The sequence below is a fragment of the Actinotalea sp. genome (assembly GCF_035443605.1).
Classification (GTDB): domain Bacteria; phylum Actinomycetota; class Actinomycetes; order Actinomycetales; family Cellulomonadaceae; genus Actinotalea.
In genome coordinates this window covers 1-11645 of record NZ_DAORSQ010000085.1, presented here as the reverse complement: position 1 = coordinate 11645, position 11645 = coordinate 1, and the positions used below count along the sequence as shown (strand labels likewise).

General features: G+C 73.9%; 11 protein-coding genes. 1 reads left to right on the top strand and 10 read right to left on the bottom strand.

The features are described 5' to 3' along the window. The coding region (locus tag PKY62_RS09990; protein ID WP_324536564.1) for a transposase at window positions 1-416 on the top strand (416 nt) is incomplete at its 5' end. 33 nt (window positions 417-449) lie between these two features. Here PKY62_RS09990 and PKY62_RS09985 read toward each other — a convergent pair. The 10 genes from PKY62_RS09985 to PKY62_RS09940 all read right to left on the bottom strand — a co-directional run bounded on the left by PKY62_RS09985 (window position 450) and on the right by PKY62_RS09940 (window position 11464). Further along, window positions 450-1253 carry a DeoR/GlpR family DNA-binding transcription regulator gene (locus PKY62_RS09985; RefSeq protein WP_324536563.1) on the bottom strand — a complete coding sequence of 268 codons (804 nt, stop codon included), beginning with the start codon at window positions 1251-1253 and terminating at the stop codon, window positions 450-452. 264 nt (window positions 1254-1517) lie between these two features. Beyond that, the gene (araA, locus tag PKY62_RS09980) at window positions 1518-3026 is read right to left on the bottom strand and encodes an L-arabinose isomerase (protein WP_324536562.1); all 1509 of its coding nucleotides are present in this window, start codon (window positions 3024-3026) and stop codon (window positions 1518-1520) included. 28 nt (window positions 3027-3054) lie between these two features. Continuing rightward, window positions 3055-3750, bottom strand: coding sequence for an L-ribulose-5-phosphate 4-epimerase (locus tag PKY62_RS09975; protein WP_324536561.1), 696 nt, complete (start codon window positions 3748-3750; stop codon window positions 3055-3057). A 35-nt stretch (window positions 3751-3785) separates the two neighbouring features. Then, the gene (locus tag PKY62_RS09970; protein WP_324536560.1) at window positions 3786-5390 is read right to left on the bottom strand and encodes a xylulokinase; all 1605 of its coding nucleotides are present in this window, start codon (window positions 5388-5390) and stop codon (window positions 3786-3788) included. A gap of 75 nt (window positions 5391-5465) precedes the next feature. Beyond that, the gene (locus PKY62_RS09965; RefSeq protein ID WP_324536559.1) at window positions 5466-6458 is read right to left on the bottom strand and encodes a LacI family DNA-binding transcriptional regulator; all 993 of its coding nucleotides are present in this window, start codon (window positions 6456-6458) and stop codon (window positions 5466-5468) included. A gap of 73 nt (window positions 6459-6531) precedes the next feature. Then, window positions 6532-7371, bottom strand: coding sequence for a pyrroline-5-carboxylate reductase (proC, locus tag PKY62_RS09960; RefSeq protein ID WP_324536558.1), 840 nt, complete (start codon window positions 7369-7371; stop codon window positions 6532-6534). Further along, a complete protein-coding gene (locus tag PKY62_RS09955) occupies window positions 7368-8102 on the bottom strand; it encodes a hypothetical protein (protein ID WP_324536557.1) in 735 nt (244 codons plus the stop codon). The genes proC and PKY62_RS09955 overlap by 4 nt, the downstream gene beginning before the upstream one ends. Window positions 8103-8191: 89 nt before the next feature. Next, complete coding sequence (locus PKY62_RS09950; RefSeq protein WP_324536556.1) at window positions 8192-9844, bottom strand: ABC transporter permease; 1653 nt, start codon at window positions 9842-9844, stop codon at window positions 8192-8194. Further along, complete coding sequence (locus PKY62_RS09945; RefSeq protein ID WP_324536555.1) at window positions 9841-10770, bottom strand: ABC transporter ATP-binding protein; 930 nt, start codon at window positions 10768-10770, stop codon at window positions 9841-9843. Before PKY62_RS09945 ends, PKY62_RS09950 begins: the two co-directional genes overlap by 4 nt. 10 nt (window positions 10771-10780) lie before the next feature. After that, complete coding sequence (locus PKY62_RS09940; protein WP_324536554.1) at window positions 10781-11464, bottom strand: TetR/AcrR family transcriptional regulator; 684 nt, start codon at window positions 11462-11464, stop codon at window positions 10781-10783. Window positions 11465-11645 lie beyond the last annotated feature (181 nt).

The following is an 11645-nucleotide window of genomic DNA, read 5'->3' as shown; positions in this document are numbered from 1 at the left end:
CCGTGGTCACCGGCGGGCACCGCAACGACGGCGCCCTGCTCGAAGCGGTCCTGGCTGACATCCGCGTCCCGCGCCTGGCCGGAGGTCGCCCGCGCACTAGACCTGACATGGTCCTCGCGGACAAGGCGTACTCCGCCGGGGTCTATCGTCGCGCCCTGCACGCCCGCGGCATCAAGGTCGTCATCCCCGAGAAGTCCGACCAGATCGCCGCCCGCAAACGCCGCGGGTCCCGCGGCGGGCGGCCACCCGGACTCGACACCGCCGCCTACCGCGGCCGCAACGTCGTCGAACGCCACTTCGCCCTGACCAAGCAATGGCGAGGCCTGGCCACTCGCTACGACAAGCTCGCCATCACCTACCGCGCCGCCATCATCCTCGCCGCCTGCATCACCTGGACACGCATATGGGAGACATGACCTAGCTCGGACCGGTCAGGAAGTGTGGGGTTGCTACTCGACCTGCAGGACGTCCAGACCGGCGCGGCGCAGCCGCACGACCTCCTGGACGGGGGCCGAGGGACCGGTGACGAGGGTGTCGACCTCGTCGAGGCCCGCGACACGGCCCAGGTGGACCTGGCCCAGCTTGGAGCCGTCGGCCGTGACGACCACGCGCTGCGCCGCGGCGATCATCCGCGCCTTGACCTCGGCCTCGGGCAGGTTGAGGTTGGTCACGCCGTGCTCGACGTCGATGCCGTTGCAGCCGATGAAGCCGAGGTCGGCGTGCAGGCGGTCGAGCAGGACGGTGGCCATGGGGTTGACCAGCGAGTGCTGCAGCCGGCGCAGGGTGCCACCGGTGACGACGACGGTGATCCGGCCGACGGCGTCCTCGAGCTCGAGGGCGACGGTCAGCCCGTTGGTGATGACGACCACCTGCTCGAGGTCGGTCCGGGCGACGAGCGCCCTGGCGATCGCCGTCGTCGTGGTGCCGACGTCGAGCAGCACGCTCATCCCGGACGACACCATCGCGGCGGCCGCCTCGCCGATCCGCTGCTTCTCCCCGGACAGCTCGACCGAGGACTCCTCGTAGGACGGCTCGGTGCGGCCGGCGCCCAGCGGGGCGATCGCGCCGCCGCGCACCCGGCGCACCGCGTGCGACGTCTCGAGGGCCGCGAGGTCGGCGCGGACGGTGACGTCCGAGATGCCGAAGGTGTCGGAGAGATCGGCGACGCGCACGAACTGCCGTTCGCTGATCACCTGGAGCATGCGCTCGCGACGCAAGGTCACGGGCAGCTGCTCGATCTCGTCGTTGAGCACGTGCCTACTGTCGCGGGGCGCCCCGCCTTGCGTCAACTTCTTGAACGCAACTTTTGATTGCGAAACAGTAACGACTCGGACACGGTCCGGCTGACGGGCCGTTGGTCCCGCTCCCAGCGCTCCCACCGGCCCAAACGTGCGAACGCAGGCCAGCGACGCCCCCACGGGAGGGGTGCCACTGACCTGCGTTAGCGAAAGACTTCGAAAGCAAACGACAGCCCGGCCATGGACCGGGGGCAGAGGCCCGGTCCGACGGGAACGGGCTCAGAGCCCCTGGGCGATGCGGTAGTAGACCTGGTTCCAGCGCACCTGGTCGGCGAAACCGCGCCGCGTGGTGTGCTCGTCGATGACCAGCAGCTCCGTCCGGGCGAGCTGAGCGAAGATCTCGAACACCTCCAGCCCCACCTGGGTCGAGAGCACCGTGTGGTGCGCCGCGCCGGCCGTGAGCCAGGCCTCCGCGGAGGTGGTGAAGTCCGGACGCGGCTGCCACACCGCCCGGGCGACGGGCAGGTGCGGCAGCGCCGCGGGCGGTGTCACGACGTCCACGACGTTGGCCGTCAGCCGGAAGCGGTCCCGCATGTCCGACATCGCCACGACCACACCCGGGCCGGCGTCGGTGGAGAACACCATCCGGACCGGGTCCTCCTTGCCGCCGATGCCGAGCGGGTGGATCTCGACCGTCGGCCTCGAGGTGGTCAGCGACGGGCAGACCTCGAGCATGTGCGCGCCGAGGATGAGCTCCGCGCCCGGCGTCATGTCGTAGGTGTAGTCCTCCATGAGGGAGGCGCCGCCGGGCAGCCCCTCGCCCATGACCTTGGCAGCGCGCACCAGGACGGCGGTCTTCCAGTCGCCCTCGGCACCGAACCCGTAGCCCTTGGCCATGAGTCGCTGGACGGCGAGGCCGGGAAGCTGACGCAGCCCGCCCAGGTCCTCGAACGTCGTGGTGAAGGCCGTCGCGCCGAGCGCGGTGAGGAAGCCCTCGATGGCGATCTCCTGGCGCGCCGCGTAGCGCAGCGACTCGTGCCGCTCCCCGCCCAGGCGCAGCTCGGGAACGACGTCGTACAGCTCCTCGTACTGCGCCACGAGCACGTCGACGTCGGCGTCCGCGACGGCCTCGACGGCCTCCACCAGCTCGTTGACGCCCCAGGTGTTGACGGAGACACCGAAGGTGATCTCGGCCTCGGTCTTGTCGCCCTCGGTGACCGCGACGTACCGCATGTTGTCGCCGAAGCGGACCAGGCGCATCTCGTGCGTCGCGGCCCAGCCCGCCGCGGCCCGCACCCACGCCCCGACCCGCGCCTGGACGACGGGGCTCGTCACGTGGCCGGCCACCGTCGTGCGCGCGATGCCCATCCGGCTCTGGATGTAGCCGTGCTCGCGGTCGCCGTGCGCGGCCTGGTTGAGGTTCATGAAGTCGAAGTCGATGGTGTCCCACGGCAGCTCGACGTTGGCCTGCGTGTGCAGGTGCAGCAGCGGCTTGCGCAGCTGGTCGAGGCCCTTGATCCACATCTTCGACGGGCTGAACGTGTGCATCCAGGTGATGACGCCCAGCACGCGGTCGTCGGACGACGCGTCGATCATCGCGCGGCGGATGGACTCGGTGTCCTTGAGGACCGGCTTCCACACGATGCGCACCGGGACGTCCCCGGCCTCGTCGAGGACGCGTGCGACCTCCTGGGACTGCTCGGCGACCTGGCGCAGCGTCTCCTCGCCGTACAGGGACTGGCTGCCGGTGAGGAACCAGACCTCGCGGTCGGCGTACGGCTTGCTCATCGTTGCTGCTCCTTGGTGGTGGCGGACGTCACTGGCCGTAGACGTTCTGGTAGCGGTGGTAGAGGCGGTCGACGTCGGCCTGCGCGATGCGCGTGGGCTCGCCGAGCTGTCGCGAGACGTGCACGGTCTTGGCGACCTCCTCGACCATGACCGCGGCGGCGACCGCCTTGCGGGCCGAGGGGCCGATGGTGAACGGGCCGTGGTTGCGCATGAGGACGGCGGGGCTGCGCGAGCCCTGGAGCGTCTCCACGACGCCGCGGCCGATCGACTCGTCGCCGATGAGCGCGAACGGGCCGATGGGCACGTCCCCGCCGAACTCGTCGCCCATCATCGTCAGCACGCAGGGGATGGGCTCGGCGCGCGCGGCCCATGCCGTCGCATAGGTCGAGTGCGTGTGGACCACGCCGTAGACCTCGGGCATGTGCCGGTAGACGTAGGCGTGCGTCGAGGTGTCCGAGGACGGCGAGCGCTCCCCGTCCACCACGTTGCCGTCCAGGTCGGTGACGACCATCGACGCGGGGGTCAGCTCGTCATAGCTGAGGCCGGACGGCTTGATGACCATGAGGTCGGCCGTGCGCAGCCGCTGCGAGACGTTGCCCGCGGTCCAGACGACCAGACCCCAGCGCGGCAGCTCCGCGTGCAGGTCACAGACGACCTTGCGCACCTCGGCGACCTCGTCGCGGACCTCCTGGCCGTAGTCGGCAAGGCTCTTCGTCGCCGTCATCGTTCTCCTCGTCGTGGCACGTCGGTCCGGGTGGTCTAGAGGGCTGCCGCGGCGGCGCGCTCGATCGCCAGGCCCGCGGTGTAGCGCTCGAGGAAGGCGGCGTAGCCCGCCACGTCGTCGGCGTCCGGCGCCACGACGTCGGTCTGCGCGTCGGCGAACACGCGCGTGCTCAGGTAGGTCCCGAGGTCCAGCTCCGCGGCGGCCCCCAGGTAGGCGGCCAGCACGGCGATGCCCCAGGCGCCACCCTCGCCGGCCGTCCGGCCCACCGCGACCGGCGCGTCGACGGCAGCGGCGAGCAGCCGCTGGGCCACGCCGGCGGTCCGGAACAGGCCGCCGTGGGCGAACATCGCATCCACCTCGACGCCCTCCGCCGCGAGGATGCGCATGCCGAGGCTCAGGGTGCCGAACGCGCCGTAGACCTGGGCGCGCATGAAGTTGCCCAGGGTCAGGCGGCTGTCGGGCGTGCGGACGAAGAGCGGGCGGCCCTCGGCCAGCCCGGAGATCGGCTCACCCGCCAGGTAGTTGTAGGCGACCAGCCCGCCGCCGTCGGCGTCGCCGTCGAGGGCCTCGCGCAGCAGCACGCCGAACACCGCGTCGGGCTCGGACTCGTGGCCCATCGCCGTCGCGAACCGGCCGAACAGCGACGCCCACTCGCCCAGCTCGCTGGCGCCGTTGTTGCAGTGCACCATCGCCACCGGGTCACCGGCGGGCGTGGTGACCAGGTCGACCTCGTGGTGCACGCGCTCCAGCGCACGCTCGAGCACGATCATCGCGAAGATGCTCGTGCCGACGCTGATGTTGCCCGTGCGGGGTGCGACCGCGTTGGTGGCGACCATGCCGGTGCCGGCGTCGCCCTCGGGCGGGCACAGCGGCGCGCCGGGCAGCAGCGAGCCCGACGGGTCCAGCAGCGCGGCGCCGGCCTCGGTCAGCCGGCCGGCGTCCTGACCGGCGAGGAGCACCTGCGGCAGCAGGTCGGCGAGGTGCAGCCCCGGTCGACGCTCGGCGACCAGCGCGTCGAACTGGGCCAGCATGCGCGCGTCGTAGTCCCGAGTCGTCGCATCGATCGGGAACATCCCCGAGGCGTCGCCCACACCGAGGACCGCGCGCCCGGTGAGGCTCTGGTGCACGTAGCCGGCGAGGGTGGTCAGGCCGGCGATGCTCGGCACGTGGGGCTCGTCGTCGAGGATCGCCTGGTAGACGTGGGCGACCGACCAGCGCAGCGGGATGTTGAAGCCGAGGACCTCCGACAGCTCGGTGGCGGCGCGTTCCGTCGAGGTGTTGCGCCAGGTCCGGAACGGCACCAGGAGCTCGCCCGAGGCGTCGAACGCCAGGTAGCCGTGCATCATCGCCGAGACGCCGATGGCGCCGAAGGCGGCGGGCCGCACGCCGTACCGCTGCTCGACGTCGTCCACCAGCGCGGCGTAGCAGCCCTGCAGCCCGGACCAGACCGCATCCAGGGAGTAGGTCCACGTGCGGTCGACGAACTGGTTCTCCCAGTCGTGGCTGCCGCTCGCGACGGGTGCCCCGTCCGGGGTGACGAGGACGGCCTTGATCCGGGTCGAGCCGAGCTCGATGCCGAGCACCGCCCGCCCGTCGGCGATCGCCGCTCGCGCCGCGGTGTGCCGGACGTCCGTGCTCATGGTGCGCTCCATCTCGCGTCATCGCGGATCCCGAAGAGGTCCCTGCTCACAATGTTAGCGCTCACATTCGAGGTGTCAAGAGCCGGATCGCGGCGGCGCCGTGCTCGACCGGACCACCAGCCGCGGCGCGATGACGTCGGGCAGCACCGGCTCGCCCGCGATCGCAGCGCGCAGCATCTCCAGGCACCGCCGGCCCAGCGCGCCGAACTCCTGACGCACCGTCGTCAGCGGCGGCACGAAGTGCGCGGAGCCGTCGACGTCGTCGAAACCGACCACCGAGACGTCGTCCGGCACGCGGACCCCCGCCTCGGCGAACGCGTGCAGGAGGCCGAGCGCGAGCTGGTCGTTCGCGGCGAACACGGCCGTCGGCAGCTCCCCGGCGACCATCGCCCGGCCCACCGCGTAGCCGCGGTCGGCGGTCCAGTCGCCCTCGATCGGGGCGCCCGCGGCCAGGCCGGCCGCTGCGAGCTCGTCGCGCCAGCCGCGCACGCGCTCGCGCCCGTCGATCCAGTCCTGCGGGCCGGCCAGGTGCACCACGCCGCGGTGGCCGAGGCCGACGAGGTGCCGGGTGGCCAGCCGCGCCCCGCCGTACTGGTCGACGGAGACCGCGTGGATCGCGCCGACCTCCAGGTCCCTGGGCCCGACCATGACCACCGGCACGGGCGCGTCGAACGCCGTCACGACCCGCACCGCGTCGTCGTGCGCCGCCACCACGACGAGGCCGTCGACGCCCTGGTCCATGAAGTGCTCGAGCGCGCGGTGCAGCGCGTCGGCCTCCCAGCGGCGTACCGTCGCGACGCTGACGAACAGCCCGGCGTCGCGCGCAGCGCCCTCGATCGCGATGAGCGTGCTGGTGGGGCCGAACAGGGCCGAGCCGGACGTCATGACGCCGATCGCCCCCGAGCGGCGCGTCACGAGCGTGCGGGCCGCCGTGTTGCGGCGGTACCCGAGCTCCGCGATGGCCGCCTGGACCCGCTGCCGCGTCTCCGGACGCACGCTGGGGTGGTCGTTGAGCACGCGCGAGACGGTCTGGTGCGAGACGCCGGCGAGCAGGGCGACATCGCTCATCGCCGGGGGGCGGCCGCCGTTCACCGCTGGACCGTCCGCGACCGCGGGGCCGTGACCACCAGCCGGGCCGGGGTCACGGCCGTGCGGTGGGCGTGATGCCCTGCTCCGCCGCGAGCTCCCGTGAGCGGTCCCGCGCGGCCTCGGCCGCGGCGAGCACGGCCGCGCGCACCCCGTGCGCGTCGAGCTCGCGCAGCGCGGCGACCGTGGTGCCGCCGGGGGACGAGACGCGCTCGCGCAGCACGACGGGGTGCTCGCCGCTCTGGTCCAGCAGCTCCGCGGCGCCGCGGAAGGTCGCTGCCGCGAGCGCCAGCGCCTGCGGCCGGGCCAGGCCCAGCAGCACGCCCGCCTCGGCCAGCGCGTCGACGAGGTAGAAGACGTAGGCCGGGCCGGACCCGGAGATCGCGGTCACGGCGTCCATGTTCGCCTCGGCCACGCGCAGCACGAGCCCGGTCGCGGCGAGCAGCCGCTCGGTCAGGGCGAGGTGCTCCTCGCTCGCGTGCGTCCCGCCGCACACCGCGCTCGCGCCGGCACCGATGACCGCCGGCGTGTTGGGCATGACGCGCACCACGGGGGTGCCGGCTGGCAGTCGCGCCTCGAAGGACGCCGTCGTCAGGCCTGCCGCGATGCTCACCACCAGGGTGCCCGGGCGCAGCGCGGGCGCGATCTCGGCCAGCACGCCGGCGACGTCCTGGGGCTTGAGGGCCACGACGACGACGTCGGCGCGCGCGGCGACCTTCGCGTTGCCGTCCGCCGCCCGGACCCCGTAGCGCGCCGAGAGCTCGGTGGCCCGTGCCGCGTACCGCTCGCTCACCGCGACGTCGTCGACGTCGACCCCGGCACGCAGCACGGCCGAGACGATCGCCTCGCCCATGACGCCGCCACCGAGCACCGCCACGCGGCCGAGGCCGCTCACAGCGTGAACGCCGTGTGGACGTCGAGCAGGGAGTCGGCCGGGCCGTCGAGCTGGAGGACCACGGACTGGTTGGTCCACGTGATGGTCCCGGTGCCGTCGGCCCGCGGCACCAGGGAGTACCGCCCCACCTCGGTGCCGTCGACGAGCACGGGGCCCTCCTGGACCGGGTCGGCGTCGGCACCCGCCGCCGCGACCTGCGCGGCCACCAGCGCGGACGCGGCCGTCGTCGCGGCCTCGACCGTCGCCCACTGGCCGGCGGTCCCGACGAGGGTGAGCGTGCCGCCGTCGGAGTAGACGAGCCGGTAGCCCTCGAGCGCGCCGGCAGCCAGGACCGTCGGCTCGGCAGCGAGCTCCGTCAGCGCGAGCTGCAGCACCGTGGACGGCAGGGCGTCGGCGAAGGCCGTGACCGGCTCGCGCACCATCGGCTCGATCGTCGGCGTCGGGACCGGCAGGGTGATGACCTCAGCCTCGGGCACGATGCCCCCGCCGCGGTTGCTCAGGACGAGCACGGCCACGACGCCGAGGCCCGCGACGAGCACGGCGGCGACGGCGACGAGCCACAGCGGCGGACGACGGTGCGCCGTCGGGCCGCCAGCTGGCGGGCGGTCGGGCGCGGCGGTGCCGGCCGGCTGCGGCGTCTGCCGCTCGGACGCGGGGGCGCCGGGACGGCCGACGGGGTCGAACGGCGGGCGCACCCCGCCGCCCCCCGGACCTGGTGTGCTCGTGCTCATCGGACCGCCTCCCTGCTCGACCGACGTCAGCCTAGGCCCTGCGCGCGGCGTCGGCGGGTGAGCGACGCACCTCGCGGGCCACGTCCGGGCTACTCCAGGTCGCGCCGCCGGAAGGCCGCGAGGCCCGCCGCCATGAGCACGGCCGCAACCGCCGCGAGGCCCACGAGCGCACCGACCGAGACGTCGGAGCCGGGCAGCTGGGGGGTGTGCGCGAACGGCGACAGGTCCAGCAGCCAGGCGGGCCACTCGAGCAGCGGCCCCACCTCGCCGATGAGCAGGAAGGCGACGAGCACGCCCCAGGCGAGCGCCGAGGCGAACCGTGGGAGGAGCCCGATCGCCAGCATCGTCAGCCCGGCCAGCACGGCCACGGCGGGGACCTGCACGACGGCTGCCCCGAGCACCGCGCCGAACCACACGGGATCGCCCAGCGCGCCGGCCGTCGAGGCGCCCGCGGCAAGACCGCCGAGGACGAGCAGGGCCACCGCACCGCCGAGCGCGACGACGACGTGGCTCGCGGCCCACCGCAGCCTGCTCAGCGGGGTGACGAGCAGCAGGTCGGCCCGGCGGTGGAGCTCCTCGCCGCGCAGCCGGAGCACGGCCTGGACGGCGTAGGCGGAGATGAACACCCCGATGAGCGCCCACTCGGTCGCCAGGAACGCCTCGACGAGGCCCTTCTCACCGCCGAGGGCGAGGAACGCCTCGGCCATCGGCCCCGAGAGGAACCCGTCGATGTTCGACACCAACGTGCCGAGCATCGAGCCGAGCAGCACCACGCCGACCGTCCAGCCGAGGAAGGTCGGACGGTGCAGGCGCAGGGCGAGCCCGAACGCCCCCGTGAGGTCGCGCCCCGCGCCGGCCGTGCCGGTGCGCTCCGGCAGCATCCCCGCCCCGAGGTCACGCCGCTCGAGCAACCCGAACGCGACGATCGCGAGCCCCCCGGCGAGCGTGAGGCCGAGCAGCCCGACGGCCCAGCGGGGCTGGGAGAAGGCGTGCACCTCCTGGGCCCAGCCGACCGGGGAGAGCCAGCGCAGCCAGACGAGATCGCCACCAGGGGAGGTGTCGGCGACGGCCCGCAGCACGTAGGCCGCGCCCAGCACGCCGGACGCGAGGCCCGTCGCCGCCCGCGCTGTCGGCGCCAGCTGGGCCGTGATCGCCGCGACCCCGGCGAAGGCGAGGCCCGTCACCGCCCAGGCCAGGCCGAACGACAGGGATCCCGACGCGTCGAGCCCTGCTCCCACGAGGCCGGCCGCCGTCACCAGCGCGAGCACGACGGCGGTCCCGCCGACGGTCAGCAGGGCCGCGGCGAGCGGCGCCCACCGGCCCGTCGCACCCGCTCCGACGAGCTCGGTGCGGCCCGCCTCCTCCTCGGCCCGGGTGTGCCGCACGACGAGGACGATCGCGAGCAGACCCACGAGCGCCGCGCCGAACGTCGTCAGCTTGAACATCGCGATCTGCCCGATCGAGGTCGGGTCCGCGACCGGCCCGTAGAGCGCGATGAGGCTGAGGTTGCCGTTGACCGTCTCGGCGATGAGGCGCCGAGACGCCTCGTCGGGGTAGAGGCCGACGGTCGCGGCGGCGGAGCCGTAGGCGAGGAACGCGAACACGCCCCACCACACGGGGACGAGCACCCGGTCGCGGCGCGCCGCGAGACGGACGAGCGCGGCGGTCCCGGTGAACGGGCTCCGCCGGTCCGGCGGCCCGGCCAGCGTCGCCGTGCCGCGCGCGAGGGTCGGGGCGCTCATGCCGTCGCCGCCGTGCCGACGAGCCCGTCGGAGTAGTGCCGCAGGAAGAGCTCCTCGAGCGTGGGCGGGGCGCTCGTCAGCGCGCGGACGCCGGCCGCGGTCAGGGCCACGAGCAGCGCGTCGAGGGCTGCGGTGTCGACCTCGCAACGCACCCGGGTGGTCCCGTCGCGCCGGTCGGTGGTCAGCCCGTGCACGCCGACGATGGCGGCCAGCCCGCTGAGCGCGGCCGGCTCCGCCGCGACGTCGGCCGTCACCGCGGTGCGCGTGAGGTGGCGCAGCTGCGCCAGCGTGCCGGACTCGACCACGCGGCCCCGCCGGATGATGCTCACGCGGTCCGACAGCGCCTCGGCCTCCGCGAGGATGTGGCTGGACAGCAGGACCGTGCCCCCCAGGGCCCTGCGCTCGCCGATCACCTGGCGGAAGACGTCCTCCATGAGGGGGTCGAGGCCCGACGTCGGCTCGTCGAGCAGCAGCAGGTCCACGTCGGAGGCGAGCGCCGCGATGAGCGCGACCTTCTGCCGGTTGCCCTTGGAGTACGCACGGGACCTCTTCGTCGGGTCGAGGTCGAACCGCTCGAGCAGCTCGGCGCGGCGCGTCGGGTCGAGGCCGCCGCGCAACCGCCCGAGCAGGTCGATCACCTCGCCGCCGGTGAGGTTGGGCCACAGCGAGACGTCGCCGGGGACGTAGGCGAGGCGGCGGTGCAGGGTCGCGACGTCCCGCCACGGGTCGCCGCCGAGCACGCGGACGGTGCCGGAGTCGGAGCGCAGCAGGCCCAGGAGCACGCGCAGGGTCGTCGTCTTGCCTGCGCCGTTGGGGCCGAGGAAGCCGTGCACCTCGCCGGCCTCGACGGTGAGGTCGAGGTGGTCGAGCGCGCGGACGGCGCCGAAGGTCTTGGTCAGGTCGTGGATCTCGATCACGGGGGTCACGTCAGGTCTCTCAGGGCGTGGGGACGGGGGCCGGGGCCGCACGGCCCGGCGGGTCCGGCACCTGCATGAGGTACGCGTCGAGCATCCGGCGGTCGGTGAACATGCCCTCGGTGAACAGCTCCATCGCGGGCAGGCCGATCCGCGCCATGTAGCGGTGGAGCCACGGGCCGAGGCGCACGTAGTCGTCCGGCGGGTCGAGGACCAGCGCGGCGAGCAGCGTGCCGATGCCCTGGAGCGTGAGGTAGCTGGCGCGGGCGGCCTCGTCGCGGCTGGGACGGAGCGTGCCACCCGCGACACCGGCCGCGAGGTAGTCGGCGGCATCGGCGGCGAACGCGTCGACGAACGCGCGCGCGAGCGGGCCGCCGTCCTGCAGGCTGCGCAGCACGTAGCCGACGACGGCCGCGTACTCCTCGAGCCCTGCGAGCTGGATCAGCAGCGCGTCGGGGCCGGCCGGGCCGAGCGCGGTGGACTTCGCCGCGCGCACGACGGCCAGGACGTGCGCGTCGCACGCGGCCCGCAGGCCGTCCTTGGAGCCGAAGTGGTGGAGCACGTTGCCCGCACTGACGCCGGCATCGGCAGCGATGGCCCGCAGACCGACGCCCAGCCCGTCGGCGCCGAACCGCGCGACCGCGGCGTGCAGGATGCGTGCCCGCGCCGTGAGGTCCTCCGGTGCCGCGCGATCGACTGAACGCATGTTCTAGATTCTAAACGTGCGTTCAGCGGCCGGCAAGGCCCTGCGGCTGCGGCTGCCTCTGTGGAACGTCCATCACGTGATGCGTGTCGGATGTTCCACCGGCGTCGACGGGGGTCGGCGGGGCGGGGGTCAGGGGGTGCGGCGGCGCAGGGTGAGCGTGCCGAGCACGAGCGCCCCCACG

Excerpts from the sequence above, each read along its gene's own strand:
- araA (WP_324536562.1), bottom strand. The coding sequence starts at position 3,026 with ATGAGCAAGCCGTACGCCGACCGCGAGGTCTGGTTCCTCACCGGCAGC.
- PKY62_RS09970 (WP_324536560.1), bottom strand. The coding sequence starts at position 5,390 with ATGAGCACGGACGTCCGGCACACCGCGGCGCGAGCGGCGATCGCCGAC.
- PKY62_RS09940 (WP_324536554.1), bottom strand. The coding sequence starts at position 11,464 with ATGCGTTCAGTCGATCGCGCGGCACCGGAGGACCTCACGGCGCGGGCA.
- PKY62_RS09965 (WP_324536559.1), bottom strand. The coding sequence starts at position 6,458 with ATGAGCGATGTCGCCCTGCTCGCCGGCGTCTCGCACCAGACCGTCTCG.
- PKY62_RS09975 (WP_324536561.1), bottom strand. The coding sequence starts at position 3,750 with ATGACGGCGACGAAGAGCCTTGCCGACTACGGCCAGGAGGTCCGCGAC.
- PKY62_RS09950 (WP_324536556.1), bottom strand. The coding sequence starts at position 9,844 with ATGAGCGCCCCGACCCTCGCGCGCGGCACGGCGACGCTGGCCGGGCCG.
- PKY62_RS09955 (WP_324536557.1), bottom strand. The coding sequence starts at position 8,102 with ATGAGCACGAGCACACCAGGTCCGGGGGGCGGCGGGGTGCGCCCGCCG.